Genomic DNA, 16,431 nt, shown 5'->3' with positions numbered 1-16,431 from the left:
GAGACATCAACCGGCGCGGCGCACGCTTGCCCCATGGCGATGTCGAGACGTGCTGTCCTCGCCGGTGCTGTCGCCTTGGGGTTGGGCGGCGTTGCCGCGGCGGTCGTGCCATGGTCGGCGAAGGGAGACGTGATGGCGTTCGATTCCGTCGAGTGGGCCAACACCCCACCGGGCGACCTTCGCGGGCGGGTCGTCCTGGTCAACTTCTGGACGCTGACCTGCATCAACTGGCTGCGCACCGCCCCATACGTGCGCGCCTGGGCGCAGACCTACCGAGCCGACGGCCTGACCGTCATCGGCGTGCACACCCCCGAGTTCACTTTCGAGCACTCAGCGTCCTTGGTGCGTTCGGCGATCGCGGCCCGCGGGATCGACTACCCGGTGGCGATCGACAACGACTACAAGATCTGGCGCTCTTTCGACAACCACTACTGGCCGGCGCTGTACTTCCTCGACCGTTCCGGGAAGGTCGTCGGCCACCAGTTCGGCGAGGGCGACTACGCGTCGGCGGAGCGCCGGATCCAGGAGCTGCTCGGCGTGACCCGGACGCTGGTGCCGGTGACCGGGGAGGGCGTCGAGGCTTCGGCCGACTGGGCGCAGCTCCGTTCCGGCGAGACCTACCTCGGCTCCTCGCGCGGGGACACCTCCGCGTCGCTGGAGGGCTCGTGGGCGGTGGAGCCCGAGCGGGTCGTCGTCCGGTCGGCCGGGGCTCGGCTGGCGTACCGGTTCCACGCTCGGGACGCGCACCTCGTGTTGTCGCAGGGGACGGATGGGCCGATCCCGTTCCGGGTGACACTGGATGGTCAGGCTCCGGGCGCCGCTCATGGCGGGGACGTCGACGCGGCGGGGAACGGGGTGCTCAACGAGGGGCGCCTCTACCAGCTGATCCGGTCGCCGGGGCAGGTCAGCGACCGAACCGTGGAGATCACCTTCGACAAACCAGGCGCCGAGGCCTACGCCTTCACCTTCGGCTAGCCCCAACCATCCACGCCGCCCTTACACCTCCCGCTGCCTCTCCCCGCCGCCGCCCTCTCCCCACGGGCAGCCCATCCACGCATCCCTACGTGCCCCGGCCCATCCGCGCACGCACCTCGTCCCTCCCCGGGCCATCCACAACCACTCCGCACCGCCCTCGCACGGCCACCCAACCACTCAGCCCCAAACAACCTCGCCGCCGCACGGCCACCCAGCCATTCCGCCCCCGACCAACCTCATCTCCGCGCGACCTCCCCACCCACGCCGCCGCATCGCTCACGCCACTCCCGCCGCCACCCACAACCACCGCCCTAGCCTTGACGCGTCGCCTACGTCACTCCCACACCTCCGGGAGTCATCCCACAACCGGCCCGCCCCAACCGCCCGCGCCCCACACGGCCACCCCAACCCCCCGCCCACTCACGCTGTCCCACACACCGCGCACGTCGCCCGACTCCTCGCCGAACCGAACCCACCTCTCCCACCAAGCCGCGCCGCATCCGCAACCGACCCCCACCCGCGCTGTCTCCACCCCGCGCAAGCGCACGCCGCGACGAGGGTCCCCGCCCGGGGGATCCCCGAATTTCACGCTAGTGGGTGGGGCCGACGGTGGGGGTGAACAGGGGGTGGGTTATCCACAATGGCCAGGTGGCGGCCATGCGGTTATCCACAGGTGTCAGTTGAAGCGTTCTTTGATGGCGAGTTCGCCCCAGAACTCGCGGAGGCGTTCGAAGCGCTCGGCGACCTCCTCTGCGTCCCCCGCCTCGAGCGCCGTGACGATGGCGTTGACGTCTTCGCAGGAGGTGTCCGCGGTCAGGGTCTCGTCGTCCATCAGCTGGACGAGGCCGCCGTAGTCCAGTTCGACCGCGGAGGTGTCGTCGAAGTGCTCGAGCCAGCCGGCCGTGTCCTCGAGGACTTTGGCGGGGCCTTGGTCGCCGAAGGTGTTGGCCGTCAGCTCGTAGGCGCGGGCGACGCGGTCGCGGGCGTCGGCCATTGTCGCCCGCCAGGAGCATTCGCGGTCGGGCGATTCGCGGTCGGCGAGGACCAGGCGGCGCGCCCCGGAGTCGAACATCACAAACCACGGCAGGGGCACGGTCCACGTCGTGGAGACGGCGTGCACCGCGTTGGCGGACTGTTGCCCCAATACCGACGCCGCCCGCGCGCGGACGCTGTCGAGGGACGCTGGGATGGCCGCCTCGCGCAGGGCGGGGTGTGCGGTGCTCAGGAAGCCCACCAGGGCGGCCGCGGACCGGGACAGGAGGTCCAGGGGGCAGACGAGGAGTCCCTGGCCCGCAGCGGCCCCTGGGACGTCCGCGGGGTCGAGCACCAGGATGTCGAACAGGTTCCTGGGGGACGGCCGGCCGGTCGCCGACTCGCCCGGGAAGACCCTGGGCGGGACCGAAGTTTGTGACCTGAACCACATCTGCCGCTCGTGTTCGCCCACGGCCGAACGGCTCAACGGACCGGTTTCGATGACGTTCCGTAGCCGCTTTGACAACTCACTGTCAAAAGCCGACAACGGTTCGTACACCCGGAGGTAGGCGACGAACGGACGAGGCACGCCACGCATGGTTTCACGCCCGGACGGTGAACACCTCATCGCCCGATCGGGATCGATCTGTCACCACCGGCACACGGTGCCGCGTCGCGTCGAACCCCATCGGCACGGTACGGTAGTTACTAGGAATCAGTTGTCGAGATGAGTGGGGCCGCCGTTTCCCCCGGCCGCCCCATCCCTGTGCGAGGGGGTCGAGCCATGGGGCGCGGCCGGGCGAAGGCCAAGCAGACGAAGGTGGCCCGAGAGCTCAAATACAGCACTCGGAACACGGACTTCGACGCTCTGCAACGTGAGCTGTCGGGCAAGCCGGACGATGCTCATGACGAGGACCAGCACGACGACTACGACGACGGGTACGACGACTATCGTCGCTGACTTGCCACACGGACACCAGGGTGTTGTACGGCGCCCTGGTGTCCGTGTGCCGAGCACCCTCGTCGTGGGTTGTCACGCGTCCTGGAAGAAGTTCTTGGCAGCGACCAAGGCCGGTGCGTCGTTCAGCACGTCGCCCGGGCGGTTGCCGGTCGCGGACAGGACACCACCCCAGCGCATGCCCAGGTAGGCAGCCGTGCGCCGCATCATGCACGGACACGACCACAGTGTCTTGGCGCTCATCCGCAGGATGTGTGCCGGGTGTCGTTGAAGTCGGGTAGCGGCAGGTCGTCCAGGTACAGCCACTGCTGTGGCATGCCCTCCGGCAGGTGCTCCGCGGGCTTATGGGCGATGAGCCCGGCGCGATGAGTTTTCGCTGACGTCCTGGTCCATACCAGCATGAGCCGATTGCACGCACTGCTGCAGACCTTCGTGGACGAAGGAACGATCCCTGGTGCCGTGGCGCTGGTCGCGCGCGGTTCGGCCATGGAGGTGGCCGCCGTCGGGTCGCGGAGCGTGGGCGGGCCGCCGATGACCCGCGACTCGATCTTCCGGATCGCCTCGATCACCAAGCCGGTCACCGCCGCCGCGGTGATGCTGCTGGTCGAGGACGGCACGCTGGGTCTCGAATCGGAGGTCCGCGAGTGGCTGCCCGAGCTGGCGTCCCCGGTTGTCGCGCGTACACCTTCGAGTGAACTTTCCGACGTCGTGCCCGCCGTTCGCCCGATCACGGTCGTCGACCTGCTCACCAGCCGGGCGGGCTACGGCTTCGCGGACGACTTCTCGCTGCCGTCGGTCCAGGAGATCGCCCGGACCATTCAGGGCGACGGCCGCATCCCGCAGAACCCGCCCGCGCCGGACGAGTGGATGGCCATTCTCGGGCGCCTGCCGATGACGTATCAGCCCGGCGAGAAGTGGCTCTACAACGCCTGCTCGGACATCCAAGGTGTGCTGATCGCCCGGGTGAGCGGCAAGTCCTTCCCGGAATTCCTGGCCGAGCGGATTTTCGAACCACTGGGAATGACCGACACGGCGTTCACCGTGCCGGAGGGGAAACGCGATCGGTTCACCAGCTACTACAAAAGCGGCCTCGTCCTCGAAGACGCGCCGGACGGTCAATGGGCCACCATGCCCGCATTTCCGTCCGGCGCGGGCGGCCTTGTCTCGACCGTTGACGACTACTTCGCCTTCACCCGGATGCTGCTCGGCGACGGCCTGCTTTCCGCCGAGTCGAAGCGGCTGATGATGACCAACCACCTCACCCGGGAACAGCAGGACTCCAGCAAACTCTTCCTCGACGGCCAGGGCTGGGGCTTCGGCGGCGGGGTGGACACCACGCTGACCGATCCGTGGAACGTCCTCGGCCGCTACGGCTGGGTCGGCGGCACCGGCACCTCGGCGTACGTCACGCCCAGCACCGGCACCACCGGCATCCTGCTCACCCAGCTCGGCGTGGACAGCCCGGTCGCGCCCAAGAACCTGCAGGCCTTCTGGGAGTACACCACCAAGTTCTAGCCATTCCCGCAGGTTAGTGGCGGAGGTAGCGGAGCTGGTGGGTCTTGGCTTCGTCGAGGTCGGTGCGGGACTGGGCGATCTCGGCGCGGTGGGAGGTCTGCGGGACGCCGACTTCCCACCAGGCGCCGGCCTCGGTCCAGGAGCTCGGGTGGGTCTTGATCACCACGACCGCCGGACGGCCGTCCTGGGCGTGTTCGCGGGCCTTGGTGTACGCGGCCCGGAGGTCGTCGATGGTGGTGGCGGCCAGAACCGCACAACCCAGCGAAGCGGCATGTGAAGCAAAGTCCACGCGAGGGGGATTGACGAGGGTCGTGCGGACGTCGCCGTACATGTTGTTGAACCCTGCACCGCCCTGACCGCGTTGCAGCCGGTCGATGACCGCGTACCCGTCGTTGTCGCAGACGACAGCCACGAAGCCGTGGCCGGCGAAGGCGGCGGAGTACAGCTCGGAGTTGAGCATCAGGTACGAGCCGTCGCCCAGAAGCGTTGTCACAACGCCGTTTGTGTGCGCCATGGCGGCGCCCCACGCCCCGGCGACCTCGTACCCCATGCAGGAGAAGCCGTACTCGACGTCCATTGTGGACTCGCCGGTGGCCCGCCAGCCGCCGATCAGCTCACCGGGCAGGCCCCCGGACGCGGTCATCACGTAGTCGGCCGGGCCGGAAAGGTTGTTCACAGCCCCCACGACCTGCGCATACGTCGGCAAGGTCGACTCGACGGTCCGCAGGCCGAAGATGTGCGCATCCCACTTCGCCAGCTCGGCGGGCGCGCGCTCGGCCCATGCTGCCGGGGCTTGCCAGTCCAGCGAAAGCTCGTCCAACGAAGCCCGGGCATCCCCAACAACAGCAACAGCCCCATGCTTCACAGCATCGAACCGGGCTGTGTTGATGGTGATCAGCTGGACGTCCGGGTTGAACACGGTCCACGACGCCGTGGTGAAGTCCTGCAGCCGCGTGCCCACCGCCATCACGACATCGGCCTCAGCAGCGAGCACGTTCGCCGAAGAGGACCCCGTGATGCCCAGAGGTCCAGCGTGCAAGGGATGGGAGTGCGGGACCAGGGTGCGGCCCGCGGTGGTCTCCACGATCGGGATCCGGTGCCGCTCGGCGAACTCCACCGCGACCTGAGCCGCACCCGAGTACCGGACACCGCCGCCCAGCACCAGAAGCGGCCGCGAGGACGACGACAGCACCGCGGCGGCCCGCTCCAGAGCCCGCACATCCGGCCGGGGCCGCGAAACGTGGTGCACGACGGGAGCGAAGAAGGACTCCGGGAAGTCGAACGCCTCGGCCTGGATGTCCTGCGGCAGCGCCAAAGTGACCGGCCCGCAGTCGGCCGGATCGGTGAGCACCCGCGCGACCTGCGGCAACGCGGACAGCAGCTGCTCGGGCCGCATGATCCGGTCGAAGTACCGCGACACCGGCTTGAACGCGTCGTTCACGCTGACCGTGCCGTCGGTGAAGGGCTCGATCTGCTGCAACACAGGGTCCGGCGCGCGGTTGGCGAAAGTGTCCCCAGGCAGCAACAACAGCGGCAACCGGTTCGCGTTGGCGACCCCGGCCGCGGTGACCATGTTCAGCGCGCCCGGGCCGATCGAGGACGTGGCCACGCCGACCTGACGCCGGTGGGTCGCCTTCGCGTAGCCGACGGCGGCCAATGCCATGCCCTGTTCGGTGTGCCCGCGCCACACCGGGATCTCCGCGCGGTACTCCTCCAGCGCCGAGCCGAGGCCGAGGACGTTGCCGTGCCCGAAGATCGCGAACACCGCCGGGAACAGCGGCGCCTCGGTGCCGTCGAACAGCTCGGTCCGTTGCGCGACGAGCCACCGGACCAGGGCCTGAGCGGTGGTCAGCCTCATCGTTGCACCCTTCCGTCCGCGGAGGTCACCGGGCAGCGTGGATCGTCGGTCTGCTTCTCCCACGACTCGCGCACCCAGGTGTGCGCCGGGTCGTCGCAGAACGCCATGGACCGCTCGTCGGCGGGCCCGGCGAGCACGTTCAGGTAGTACATCGGGTACCCGGGCGCGGCAACGCACGGCCCGTGATATCCGCGCGGGATGAGGAAAACATCGCCGTCCCGGACGGTGACGTCCTCGGCGATCGAGCCGTCGGCGGTGTAGGTGCGATGGAACCCGAAGCCCTCGCGGGACGGCGTGACACCGTCGCGGGCGGCGATCCGGAAGTAGTAGATCTCCTCGTTGACCACTTCGCATTCACTGGCCACGTCGTGCTTGTGCGGCGGGTACGAAGACCAGTTGCCGTCCGGGGTGATCAGCTCGCAGGCGTTCAGCTTGTCGGCGTGGTCCCAGACCCCGGGCACGCCGAAGTTCGTCACCTGCCGGGTCGCGTTGCCGGAACCGCGCACCTCGACGGGAACTTCGGGCGCCGGTCCATACTTGGGCGCGAGCCGACGGGTGCACCGAGCCATCGGCAACGCGATCTCCGCACCGTCCTCGGTGGACAATGTCAGGTAGGCATCCCTTGGTACGTAAGCGAAGTCGGTGACCCGGGTGAACACCGACTCGCGGCCTTGCAGCGTGAACGTCTCGTCGTCGACCGACACGGTCAGGCCACCGGACAGCGGCAGCACGAACGCCTCGAACTCACCCGTCGACACGGTCCGGGTGGCGCCCGCGGGGATGGTCAGCACGCGCAGACCCGTGTATGTCCAGCCGGCGTCCTCAGGGGCGAGCCGGATCGGGTCGGTCCCGTCGCTCAGTGTCCCGTGTGGACGGTGCAGGCTCATGCGGAGACTCCTTCGTGCAGGACCTTGGCGGCGGCATCGATGGCGGCGGCGACGTCCCCGTCCGGCGGGTACAGCAGCGCCCGGCCGATGACGAGACCACGCACGACCGGGTGCCGCAGGGCGCGGCCCCAGGAGGCGATGTCGTCCTCGACGCGCGCGGACGGGACCCCACCCAGCACCACGGTCGGCAACGTGGTCGAACTGAGCACGGCTTCGGGATCCTCCGGCGCGGGCAGCTTCAGCCATGTGTACGCGGAGGTCACGCCGAGCGCGGAAGCAACGGTGGACGCACGGGCGAGCGACAGGCTGTCCTTGAGCAGCGTCAGTTTCCCGTTGTCCCGGCGGTACGGCAGCGGCTCGACCATGGCCATCAGGTTCTTCTCGGCCAGCGAGGTCACCGCGTCGGCGCAGGCCTGGAGGGTCGGCACGGTGCCCGCGTCGGTGTCCACGATGCGCAGCAGCATCTTCCCGCCGTCCAACCGGAAGTCCACAATGGACTGAGCGGTGTACGCGGTGAACCGGTCGTCGATCTCCCAGTCCGCCCCGGCCAGGCCGCCGCGGTTCATCGACCCGATGACGACCTTGTTCTCCAGGGCGCCGAGCAGCAGCAGTTCCTCGACGATGTCCGGCGTGCCAAGGACTCCGTCCACCGCCGGGTTCGACAACGCGATCAGCAGGCGCTCCAGCAGCGACCGCCGGTCGACCATCGCGGCCGGGTCACCGGGGATGCCCATCGCGCCGCGAGCGGTGTGGTCCGCGGCGACCAGGAACAGCGTTCCGTTGTCGGACAACAGCGATGCACGTCGTATACGACTTGTGTACAGGCGGTATACCGCTTGTGGATCGGTGGCCCGGGTGTGCAGCAGATCGGCCCACTGCGCGTCGCTGATCACAGCCGCTCCTCGATCTCGATGCCCGACGGCATGGCGTCCGCGCAGGCCAGCCGCCCGGCGACGATCGCCCCCGCCACGTTCGCGTACTCGGCGATCCGCACGGGTTCCCAGCCGGACAGCAGACCGTGGATCAGCGCGCCACCGAACGCGTCCCCCGCGCCGAGCCCGCAGACCACCTCGATCGGATGGGGCGGCACGGTCCAGGAACCCTCGGCGGTGGCCACGAGCACGCCCTCGGCGCCCTTCTTGATCACCGCCAGCGAGACACCGCGGTCCAGGATCCGGCGTGCGGCCTCGTCCGGATCGGCCGTCCCGACCGCCACCTCGGCCTCGGTCCGGTTGCCGACGGCCACCGAGACGTGATCCAGCATCCAGCCGATCTGTTCGCGGGCGGAGTCCACATCGGACCAGAACATCGGCCGGTAGTCCATGTCCAGCACGGTGTGCTCACGGCGTCCGCGCGCTTCCAGGATCTTGCGCTGGGTACTGCGCGCGGGCTCCGTGCTCACCCCCGTCCCGGTCACCCACAACACCGGCACTTCCGAGACGACATCCCAGGGGACATCAGCCTCGGTCAGGGTGAGATCCGGCGCGATCGGCAACCGGTAGAACAACAACGGCGGGTCCTCGGGTGGGTTGAGCTCGCAGAACACCACCGGCGTCAACAGATCCGGCGAGGTGCCGACGAACTCGGGCGAGACCCCGAAGCCCGCCAAGGCTTCCCGGACGTACGTGCCGAAGCCGTCCGGGCCGACCTTGGTCAGCACCGCGGACCGGCGGCCGAGCCGCGCGGCGGCGACCGCGACGTTGGTCGCGGTCCCGCCGAGCGACTTGGCGAAGGTCCGCACCTGAGCCAGCGGTACCCCGCTCTGCTCGGGATACAGGTCCACGCCGACCCGCCCGATCGTGAGGGCCTCCAAACTCACGATTCGACCGCCCGCAGTTCGTGCTCCAGCGCCTCGAGTTCGGCGCCACCGGCCATCTGGCGGGTCAGCTCCTCGATGGTGATGTCGCCCTTGTCGAACGAGCCCAGGCTGCGGCCGCGCTTGAGCAGCAGGAACCGGTCGCCCACCGGGAAAGCGTGGTGCGGGTTGTGCGTGATCAGCACGACGCCAAGGCCACGGTCCCGCGCCTGAGCGACATACCGAAGCACCACACCGGCTTGCTTCACACCGAGAGCGGCGGTCGGCTCGTCGAGAATGAGTACCTTCGCTCCAAAGTGGACAGCACGGGCGATGGCGACGCACTGGCGTTCACCACCGGAGAGCGTACCCACCGGTTGTTCGACATCGCGGAGGTCGATGCCCATCTCGGCCAAGGCCTTCTTGGTGGTCGCGCGACCCGTCCGGCGGTCCAGCCGGCGGAACGGGCCCCAGCCCATCGTGGGTTCCGAGCCGAGATAGAAGTTGCGCCACACACTCATCAGCGGAACCACAGCCAAGTCCTGGTACACGGTGGCGATCCCGCGGTCGAGCGCCTCACGCGGCGAACCGAACCGCACCGGCGAACCCTCGACCAGGAACCTGCCGCGGTCGTGCTGGTGCACCCCGGCCAGGATCTTGATCAGCGTGGACTTACCGGCGCCGTTGTCACCCAGCACACAAGTGACCTCACCGGCATTGACCACAGTGGATACGTCGGCCAAAGCGATGACGCTGCCGTAGGTCTTGCCGATGTCACGGACTTCCAGAAGCGGGCTCATCGACGCACCCTCTCCGCTCGACGCCGGAACGTGTTGTTCACCAGCACCGCGGCCAGCAGCATCACGCCGAGGAACAGCATGAACCAGTCGCTGTTCCACTGCGCGTAGACGATGCCCTGCCGGGCCATGCCGAAGATCAGCGCTCCGATCGCCGCGCCCACCGCCGAGCCGAACCCGCCGGTCAGCAGGCAGCCGCCGATGACGGCGGCGATGATGTACTGGAACTCCAGCCCGATGCCCTGGTTGGCCTGCACGCTCGCGTTGCGCAGCAGGTTGATCGAGCCGACGATCCAGGCGCCGAACGCGGTCCCCATGAACAGCAGGATCTTCGTGCGGACAACGGGAACACCGACGGCCCGCGCGCTCACCTGAGCGCCACCGACAGCGAAGATCCAGTTGCCGAACCGGGTCCGCACCAGGATCCACGCGGCGATGGCGGCCACGACCACCCACCACAGGATGGAGACAGGGAAAGCGGTGCCGCCAATGTCGATCGTGGACGCGAAGAGCTGCCCGGTCGACTCGTACCCGCCGGTCGAGCGCATCCCGGACACCTGCACGGTTCCGGTGACCAGCCGGGTGATGCCGAGATTGAGTCCTTGCAGCGCAAGGAAAGTACCCAGGGTGACGATGAAGCTGGGCAGCCCCGTCTTCATCACCAGCCAGCCGTTCAACGCGCCCACGCCCAGCGCGAACGCCAGCGACACGACCAAAGCCAGCCACACGCTCATGCCCAGCTGGGTGGACAGGATCGCGGTCACCAGCGCGGTGGAGGCCGTCATCACACCCGCGGAGAGGTCGAACTCCCCGCCGATCATCAGCATCGACACCACCACCGCCATGATGCCCAGCGTGGAGGCGTCATCCAGCCAGTTCGCCACCCCGAGCGGGCTGAGGAACTGGCCGGTGACCACCGAGAAGAAGATGAACACCAGCAGTGCCCCGAGCAGGGCACCGATCTCGGGCCGTACCACCAACCGGTCCCACAGCCCGGGCTTGACCAGCCGTTCATCCGGCGTGCCTCGCACCGCCACACTCATCGCGCGACCACCACCCGATCTCGTTGCCCTGCGGGGAAGACCAGCCGGGCGGCCTGTGACCGGCCGCCCTGGTCGCGGCCTGCGCTGCGACACTCATCCTGGGATCACCGCGTTCCACGCTGGGCATAGGGAGCCACAGTGTCCACGTTGGACTTGTCGACGAAGCCCGGGCCGGTCAGCACCGGCTGGCCGCCACCGACGGTGTTCGCGTTCTCCTTGTACAGCTTGAGGAACACGATCGGCAGGTAGCCCTGCTCGTACTGCTGCTGGTCCACCGCAAACAACACATCGCCGGACTTGATGGCCGCGACCACGTCGCTGTTCAGGTCGAACGTGGCCACCTGGGCCTTGGAGCCCGCGCCCTTGATCGCGGTCACCGCACCGGCCGCGACCTGCGAGTTCAGCGCCAGCACCGCGTCGATCGACGGGTCGGCCTGCACCGCGCCCTTGATCCGGGACTGCGCGTCGGTCGGGTTGTTGATGTCGACCTGGAGCGTCTGCACGTTGCCGAAGGCCTGCTTGGCGCCGTCACACCGCTCGTTCTGGCCGATGTTGCCCGCCTCGTGGATCACGCAGAGCAGCTTGGTCTTGCCGGCCTCCTTGAGCCGTTTGCCCGCACCCTGGCCGGCGATCGTCTCGGTCTGGCCGACGTGGGCGATGGCACCGAACTCGGCGCTCTTGGAGTCGCCGGAGTTGATGGTGACCACCGGGATCCCGGCCTTCACCGCGTTCTGGATGGAGGTCTTGAGCGCGTCCGGGTTGGCCATCGACACCACGAGCCCGTCGACCTTCTGGGCGATCGCGTTGTCGATTAGCTTGGACTGCGCACCGGGGTCGCCGTCGGACTTGTAGTCGACCTGGATGCCGAGGTCCTTGCCGGCCTGTTCGGCGCCGTTCTTGACCACGTTCCAGAACGCGTCACCCGACGAACCGTGGGTCACCACAGCGATGTGCAGGTTCCCGGCGCTGCTTGACGCAGGCGCGTTCCCGCCCGCGCTGGACTGCGCGGCGGGTTTGTCGGCGGTGGGTCCGCTACAGGCGGCGAGCGCCAACGCCCCACCGAGCACAACGGCCGCATATCGCGTGCGGCGCTTGAACTTCACGAAGCGATCGGACGTCATCGTCTCTCCTCGCTGGGCGGCCTACCGGCCGGCTATCTGGTTGAGGTAACGCAAGCTCTGAGCGGTGTCCAGTCTGGGAGTACCGGCCGGACTCCGCTCGTCGAGGGCGGTGTCCTGTTCCAGGACGTACCACCCGTCGTAGCCCGCTTGGCGGACAAAGCCCACTACCGCGGCGATGTCCACATCCCCCTGCCCGAGCGGAACGTACATTCCCCTGCTGACCGCTTCGGTGTAGCCGAGCCGGCCCGCGCGGACCTCGTCCGCCAGGGCGGCCCGGACATCTTTGAGATGCAGGTGCCCGATCCGCGCCGGGTACCGTTCGGCGAGCACGACCGGGTCGGTGCCGCCGATCATCAGGTGCCCGGTGTCCAGGCACAGCTGCAGGTCGGAATCGGTCAGGAACCGCTCCACCTCGGCCTGCGTCTCCACGTGCGTGCCCACATGCGGGTGCAGCACGGTTTTCAGGCCGTACCCGGCGGCGGTGTCGCGGATCTCGCCGGCCGTCTTGACCAGCGTCTGCCACTCGTCGTCGGACAGCGCGGGCCGGTCGTCGTACCCGTCAAGCCCAGTCGCCGCAGCGAGAACCAGCACCTCGGCGCCACAGGCGGCCAACAGCCTCGCGGTCCGGTCGGCCTCGGGATCGGTGCCCAGATGCAGTGGCGTGGCCAGGAAGCCGCCAACGAGAGTCAGTTCGTACTTGCCCAGCAAGGCTTTCAGCTCGGCCGGGTCGGTCGGCAGGTACTCCGGCGGGCCCAGCTCGGTCGCGGTCAGGCCGAGCTCGTGCATGTCGGACAGGACCTGGTCGCGGTCGAGCATCAGGCCCCAGCCGGGAACCTCGCACACACCCCACGAGATCGGTGCCCCGGCGAGCTTCATGCGGTGACCTCCTGGGTGATCCGGACCGGGCTGCCCGAGCGGCGCGACTCGTCGCAGGCCAGGGCGAGGGCGAGGCTGGTGAGGCTGTCGCGGGCGGGCGACGGGTTGGCGACCTTGCCCGCCACTACGTCCACGAACACGGCCATCTCGTTGAGGTAGGCGCGGTGGAAGCGTTCCGGGAACCCGGGATAGGCGTCGGTCGCCACGACCGGGCCCTCGGGTTCCAGCGAGGTCAACGGGGTGCGCGGGTCCACGCCGACGGCCAGGGAGTCCTTGCTGCCCAGGACCTCGATGCGGTGGTCGTAGCCGAGCGGGTCGTGCCGTCCACCGGCGAGGACCGCATGCGCGCCACCGGCGAACTTCAGCATCACCACGGCGTTGTCGACGTCGTCGGCCTCGGCGAAGGCCTCGTGCACGAGCACCGAGCCGGACGCGAAGACCTCGACGACGGGCTCGCCGACCAGCCACGGAACCGCATCCAGATCGTGGATGAGCAGGTCGCGGAAGATGCCACCGGACGCGGGCAGGTAGCTGAAGTCCGGCGGCGAGGCGTCGTTGCCGACCGCGCGCACCAGGTACAGCTTGCCCACCTCACCCGCGCGGATCCGCCGGTACAGCTCGGCGATCGCCGGGTCGAACCGGCGCTGGAAGCCGACCAGGACCTCGACGCCGGACGCCTCGATGTCGTCCACCAGGGCGCTCATCTGCGCGTAGTCACTCGCGATCGGCTTCTCGCAGAGCGCCGGGACCTTCGCGGCCAGCGCGCGGCGCAGCGTCGCCGGGTGGGTGTCGGTCGGAGTCGCGATCAGCACGCCGTCGCTGTCCTTGAGCAAGGTGTCCAGGTCGTCCACGGCCCGGGCCTTGCCGATCGTGGTCGCGGCCGCGGCGGCCCGGCCGGGCACCGGGTCGAACAGAACCACCTCGCCGACCGCGTCGAGTGAGGCCAGGTTGCCGGCGTGCATCGTGCCGATGCGCCCGACCCCCGCTACTCCGATACGCATGCTTCTCCAAAGGATCCGCTGGTCAAGCCCTGTCTTTCGTTAGAGCGCTCTACTTGGTTGGAGCGCTCTAATGCTGTAGCGTGCTGTTTCACCTGTCAAGGCCGCGTTGCGTGCTTGTTACGGAGGCTCCGGTGACCCACCCGACCATGGAGGACGTGGCCCGCCTTGCCGGGGTGTCGCGCGCACTGGTCTCCCTGGTCATGCGGGGGTCGCCCAAAGTCAGCGAGCAGCGGCGCAAGGCCGTGCTGGACGCCGCCGAGCAGCTCGGCTACTCGCCGCACGCGATGGCCCGGTCGCTGGCCAGCCGCACGTCGACGGTGCTCGGCGTGATGGTGTCCGACCTGCACAACGCCTTCTTCGCCGAGGTCGTGGACGGCCTGGACGCGGTCGCGCGGGACGAGGGCTTCGAGCTGATCATCAACACCGGCGGGCGGTCGCCGTCGCGGGAAAAGCGTGCGGTGTCGAGCCTTTTGGGGTTCCGGCCCGCGGGGCTAGCGCTGCTAGGTCCGGTAGTGCCGCCAACCACGCTAGCGACGGCAGCGGACCAAGCGCCGACCGTGCTTGTTGCCCGTTCGTCTCGCTTGTCCACTTTAGACACTGTCAACGACGACGGTGAGGCAGGCTCCGGTCTGGCCGTGGACCACCTGGTCTCGTTGGGGCACACGAAAATCGCCCACCTGGACGGCGGCGTCGGCTCGCAGGCACCGCAACGCCGCCGCGGGTACATCGCCGCCATGCAACGGCATGGGTTGACCCCGTGGGTGATTCCCAGCGAGTACACCGACATCGCCGGTGCCAAAGCGATCCGGCAGCTGTTGGAGGGCGGCCAGCTGCCCACGGCTCTCGTGGCGGCCAACGACTTCAACGCCGTCGGCGCGATCTCCGCCTTGGAAGAAGCCGGCCTGCATGTCCCACAGGACATGTCGGTCGTCGGCTACGACAACACCTCGCTGGCCGGCCTGCGGCACGTGTCCCTGACCACCATCGACCAGCCGCGCCACGAGATCGGCCGGCTCGCCGGGGAGGCCCTGTTGCAACGGGTCCGCGGCGAGCGCACCGAGCCGATCCGCAAGCTGCTGCACCCATCCCTTGTGGTTCGCGCGACCACCCAAGCAAGGAGCTGACTTCCGTGACAGAACTGGTCCCGCACTGGATCGACGGCGCCCGGACCACGGGCGCGTCGGTGCGCACCGGCGACGTGTTCAACCCCGCGACCGGCCAGGTCGCCAGGCAGGTCGCGCTGGCCGAACAGTCCGATGTGGACCTCGCGGTGGCCTCTGCGGTCAAGGCCTCCCGCGAATGGGCCGAGTCCTCCTTGTCCACTCGCAGCCGGATCATGTTCGCCTACCGGCACTTGCTGCACACCCACCGCGACGAGCTGGCCGCCATCATCACCGCCGAGCACGGCAAGGTCCTCTCCGACGCGGCCGGGGAGGTGCAGCGGGGACTTGAGGTCGTCGAGTTCGCCTGCGGCATCCCGCATCTGCTGAAGGGTGAGCACTCCGAGCAGGTCTCGCGTGGCGTCGACGCGTACTCGGTGCGTGAACCGCTGGGCGTGGTCGCGGGCATCACTCCGTTCAACTTCCCCGTGATGGTCCCGATGTGGATGTTCCCGCTGGCGATCGCGGCCGGGAACGCCTTCGTCCTCAAGCCTTCCGAGCGTGACCCCTCCGCATCGGTTCGCTTGGCTGAGCTGTTCAAGGAAGCCGGGCTTCCGGATGGCGTGTTGAACGTCGTGCAAGGTGACGCCACCGCGGTGAACGCACTGCTTGACCACCCTGATGTCGCTGGTGTTTCTTTTGTCGGATCCACGCCGATCGCCAAACACGTTTACTCGCGCGGAACCGCCAACGGCAAGCGCGTTCAGGCGTTGGGCGGGGCCAAGAACCACATGGTCGTGTTGCCGGACGCGGACATCGACGTGGCCGCCGACGCCGCAGTTTCCGCGGGTTACGGCAGCGCGGGCGAGCGGTGCATGGCAATCTCGGTGATCGTCGCCGTCGGGGACATCGCCGATTCCCTGGTCTCCGCCATCGCCTCGCGGACCGCTGAGCTGACCACCGGCCCGGGCACGGAGTCCTCGTCCCAGATGGGCCCGCTTGTCACTGGGGTGCACCGGGACCGCGTTCAGTCCTATGTGGACGCTGGAGTGTCTGCCGGCGCGTCACTCGTCGTGGACGGCCGTGGCTATGCGCCTTCGGACCACGCCGAGGGTTTCTGGCTGGCGCCAACGCTTTTCGACCATGTCACGCCGGACATGTCGATCTACACCGACGAGATCTTCGGGCCGGTGCTCAGCGTCGTGCGCGTGCCGACCTTCGACGCCGCCGTGGAGTTGGTCAACGCCAACCCTTACGGCAACGGCACCGCGATCTACACCGGCGACGGCCTCGCCGCCCGCGAGTACCAGCGCCGCGTGCACGTCGGAATGATCGGCATCAACGTCCCCATCCCCGTCCCCATGGCCTACTACTCGTTCGGCGGCTGGAAGGACTCCCTCTTCGGCGACACCCACGTGCACGGCGCCGAGGGCGTGAAGTTCTACACCCGCGCCAAGGCCGTCACCGCCCGCTGGCCCCGTCAGTCCGGCATCGACCTCGGCTTCCCCACCCACGGCTGAGGGCCTTTGTGAG

At 68.7% G+C, this 16,431-nt stretch carries 17 protein-coding genes; 5 read left to right on the top strand and 12 right to left on the bottom strand.

The window, feature by feature from the left end; all coding sequences use genetic code 11:
• The first annotated feature begins 33 nt into the window (after positions 1 to 33).
• A complete protein-coding gene (locus tag AB0J95_RS06130; protein WP_364752954.1) occupies positions 34 to 975 on the top strand; it encodes a redoxin family protein in 942 nt (313 codons plus the stop codon).
• A 676-nt stretch (positions 976 to 1,651) separates the two neighbouring features.
• Here the strand turns inward: AB0J95_RS06130 and AB0J95_RS06125 are convergent.
• Positions 1,652 to 2,536, bottom strand: coding sequence for a hypothetical protein (locus tag AB0J95_RS06125; protein WP_364752952.1), 885 nt, complete (start codon positions 2,534 to 2,536; stop codon positions 1,652 to 1,654).
• A 195-nt stretch (positions 2,537 to 2,731) separates the two neighbouring features.
• On the opposite strand from AB0J95_RS06125, the gene AB0J95_RS06120 reads away from it, so the two are divergent.
• The gene (locus tag AB0J95_RS06120; RefSeq protein WP_364752950.1) at positions 2,732 to 2,908 is read left to right on the top strand and encodes a DUF3073 domain-containing protein; all 177 of its coding nucleotides are present in this window, start codon (positions 2,732 to 2,734) and stop codon (positions 2,906 to 2,908) included.
• A gap of 72 nt (positions 2,909 to 2,980) precedes the next feature.
• Here AB0J95_RS06120 and AB0J95_RS06115 read toward each other — a convergent pair whose 3' ends face one another.
• Entirely contained in the window at positions 2,981 to 3,148 is a 168-nt protein-coding gene (locus AB0J95_RS06115; RefSeq protein WP_364752948.1) for a hypothetical protein, read from the bottom strand.
• Entirely contained in the window at positions 3,145 to 3,306 is a 162-nt protein-coding gene (locus AB0J95_RS06110) for a hypothetical protein (RefSeq protein WP_364752945.1), read from the bottom strand. Before AB0J95_RS06110 ends, AB0J95_RS06115 begins: the two co-directional genes overlap by 4 nt.
• Between AB0J95_RS06110 and AB0J95_RS06105 the strand changes: the two genes are divergently transcribed.
• Positions 3,305 to 4,420: a serine hydrolase domain-containing protein gene (locus AB0J95_RS06105; protein ID WP_364752944.1), complete on the top strand. Its 1,116-nt coding sequence runs from the start codon at positions 3,305 to 3,307 to the stop codon at positions 4,418 to 4,420. The two genes, AB0J95_RS06110 and AB0J95_RS06105, sit on opposite strands and share 2 nt — an antisense overlap.
• Before the next feature lie 13 nt (positions 4,421 to 4,433).
• On the opposite strand, the gene iolD is transcribed toward AB0J95_RS06105, so the two are convergent.
• The 9 genes from iolD to AB0J95_RS06060 all read right to left on the bottom strand — a co-directional run bounded on the left by iolD (position 4,434) and on the right by AB0J95_RS06060 (position 13,798).
• Entirely contained in the window at positions 4,434 to 6,278 is a 1,845-nt protein-coding gene (iolD, locus tag AB0J95_RS06100) for a 3D-(3,5/4)-trihydroxycyclohexane-1,2-dione acylhydrolase (decyclizing) (protein ID WP_364752941.1), read from the bottom strand.
• Positions 6,275 to 7,165: a 5-deoxy-glucuronate isomerase gene (gene iolB / locus AB0J95_RS06095; RefSeq protein ID WP_364752939.1), complete on the bottom strand. Its 891-nt coding sequence runs from the start codon at positions 7,163 to 7,165 to the stop codon at positions 6,275 to 6,277. Before iolB ends, iolD begins: the two co-directional genes overlap by 4 nt.
• Positions 7,162 to 8,058: an aldolase gene (locus tag AB0J95_RS06090; RefSeq protein ID WP_364752936.1), complete on the bottom strand. Its 897-nt coding sequence runs from the start codon at positions 8,056 to 8,058 to the stop codon at positions 7,162 to 7,164. The genes iolB and AB0J95_RS06090 overlap by 4 nt, the downstream gene beginning before the upstream one ends.
• Positions 8,055 to 8,984 carry a 5-dehydro-2-deoxygluconokinase gene (iolC, locus tag AB0J95_RS06085; protein ID WP_364752933.1) on the bottom strand — a complete coding sequence of 310 codons (930 nt, stop codon included), beginning with the start codon at positions 8,982 to 8,984 and terminating at the stop codon, positions 8,055 to 8,057. Before iolC ends, AB0J95_RS06090 begins: the two co-directional genes overlap by 4 nt.
• Positions 8,981 to 9,760 carry an ATP-binding cassette domain-containing protein gene (locus AB0J95_RS06080; protein ID WP_364752931.1) on the bottom strand — a complete coding sequence of 260 codons (780 nt, stop codon included), beginning with the start codon at positions 9,758 to 9,760 and terminating at the stop codon, positions 8,981 to 8,983. Before AB0J95_RS06080 ends, iolC begins: the two co-directional genes overlap by 4 nt.
• Entirely contained in the window at positions 9,757 to 10,800 is a 1,044-nt protein-coding gene (locus AB0J95_RS06075; RefSeq protein ID WP_364752928.1) for an ABC transporter permease, read from the bottom strand. The genes AB0J95_RS06080 and AB0J95_RS06075 overlap by 4 nt, the downstream gene beginning before the upstream one ends.
• Positions 10,801 to 10,904: 104 nt before the next feature.
• On the bottom strand, positions 10,905 to 11,921 hold the full coding sequence (locus AB0J95_RS06070) for a sugar ABC transporter substrate-binding protein (RefSeq protein WP_364752925.1): 1,017 nt from the start codon (positions 11,919 to 11,921) through the stop codon (positions 10,905 to 10,907).
• Between the two features lie 21 nt (positions 11,922 to 11,942).
• Positions 11,943 to 12,797, bottom strand: a complete 855-nt coding sequence (locus AB0J95_RS06065) for a sugar phosphate isomerase/epimerase (protein WP_364752923.1) — start codon at positions 12,795 to 12,797, stop codon at positions 11,943 to 11,945.
• Positions 12,794 to 13,798 (bottom strand): Gfo/Idh/MocA family oxidoreductase, encoded by a 1,005-nt coding sequence (locus AB0J95_RS06060; RefSeq protein ID WP_364752922.1) that lies wholly within the window; start codon positions 13,796 to 13,798, stop codon positions 12,794 to 12,796. Before AB0J95_RS06060 ends, AB0J95_RS06065 begins: the two co-directional genes overlap by 4 nt.
• 131 nt (positions 13,799 to 13,929) lie before the next feature.
• Here AB0J95_RS06060 and AB0J95_RS06055 point away from each other — a divergent pair, with 131 nt between their 5' ends.
• Complete coding sequence (locus AB0J95_RS06055; protein WP_364752919.1) at positions 13,930 to 14,922, top strand: LacI family DNA-binding transcriptional regulator; 993 nt, start codon at positions 13,930 to 13,932, stop codon at positions 14,920 to 14,922.
• A 5-nt stretch (positions 14,923 to 14,927) separates the two neighbouring features.
• Positions 14,928 to 16,418 carry a CoA-acylating methylmalonate-semialdehyde dehydrogenase gene (locus tag AB0J95_RS06050; RefSeq protein ID WP_364752917.1) on the top strand — a complete coding sequence of 497 codons (1,491 nt, stop codon included), beginning with the start codon at positions 14,928 to 14,930 and terminating at the stop codon, positions 16,416 to 16,418.
• Positions 16,419 to 16,431 lie beyond the last annotated feature (13 nt).

This window comes from Actinocrispum sp. NPDC049592 (assembly GCF_040675465.1).
Lineage (GTDB): Bacteria > Actinomycetota > Actinomycetes > Mycobacteriales > Pseudonocardiaceae > Kibdelosporangium.
Note: the sequence above shows the minus strand (reverse complement) of the source record. Positions and strands in the feature narration are given on the sequence as shown.

Coding starts and splice junctions, on each gene's coding strand:
- AB0J95_RS06105 (WP_364752944.1), top strand. CDS start 3,305: ATGAGCCGATTGCACGCACTGCTGCAGACCTTCGTGGACGAAGGAACG.
- AB0J95_RS06110 (WP_364752945.1), bottom strand. CDS start 3,306: ATGCTGGTATGGACCAGGACGTCAGCGAAAACTCATCGCGCCGGGCTC.
- AB0J95_RS06070 (WP_364752925.1), bottom strand. CDS start 11,921: ATGACGTCCGATCGCTTCGTGAAGTTCAAGCGCCGCACGCGATATGCG.
- AB0J95_RS06060 (WP_364752922.1), bottom strand. CDS start 13,798: ATGCGTATCGGAGTAGCGGGGGTCGGGCGCATCGGCACGATGCACGCC.
- iolD (WP_364752941.1), bottom strand. CDS start 6,278: ATGAGGCTGACCACCGCTCAGGCCCTGGTCCGGTGGCTCGTCGCGCAA.
- AB0J95_RS06065 (WP_364752923.1), bottom strand. CDS start 12,797: ATGAAGCTCGCCGGGGCACCGATCTCGTGGGGTGTGTGCGAGGTTCCC.
- AB0J95_RS06130 (WP_364752954.1), top strand. CDS start 34: ATGGCGATGTCGAGACGTGCTGTCCTCGCCGGTGCTGTCGCCTTGGGG.
- AB0J95_RS06075 (WP_364752928.1), bottom strand. CDS start 10,800: ATGAGTGTGGCGGTGCGAGGCACGCCGGATGAACGGCTGGTCAAGCCC.
- AB0J95_RS06120 (WP_364752950.1), top strand. CDS start 2,732: ATGGGGCGCGGCCGGGCGAAGGCCAAGCAGACGAAGGTGGCCCGAGAG.
- iolB (WP_364752939.1), bottom strand. CDS start 7,165: ATGAGCCTGCACCGTCCACACGGGACACTGAGCGACGGGACCGACCCG.
- AB0J95_RS06080 (WP_364752931.1), bottom strand. CDS start 9,760: ATGAGCCCGCTTCTGGAAGTCCGTGACATCGGCAAGACCTACGGCAGC.
- AB0J95_RS06115 (WP_364752948.1), bottom strand. CDS start 3,148: ATGAGCGCCAAGACACTGTGGTCGTGTCCGTGCATGATGCGGCGCACG.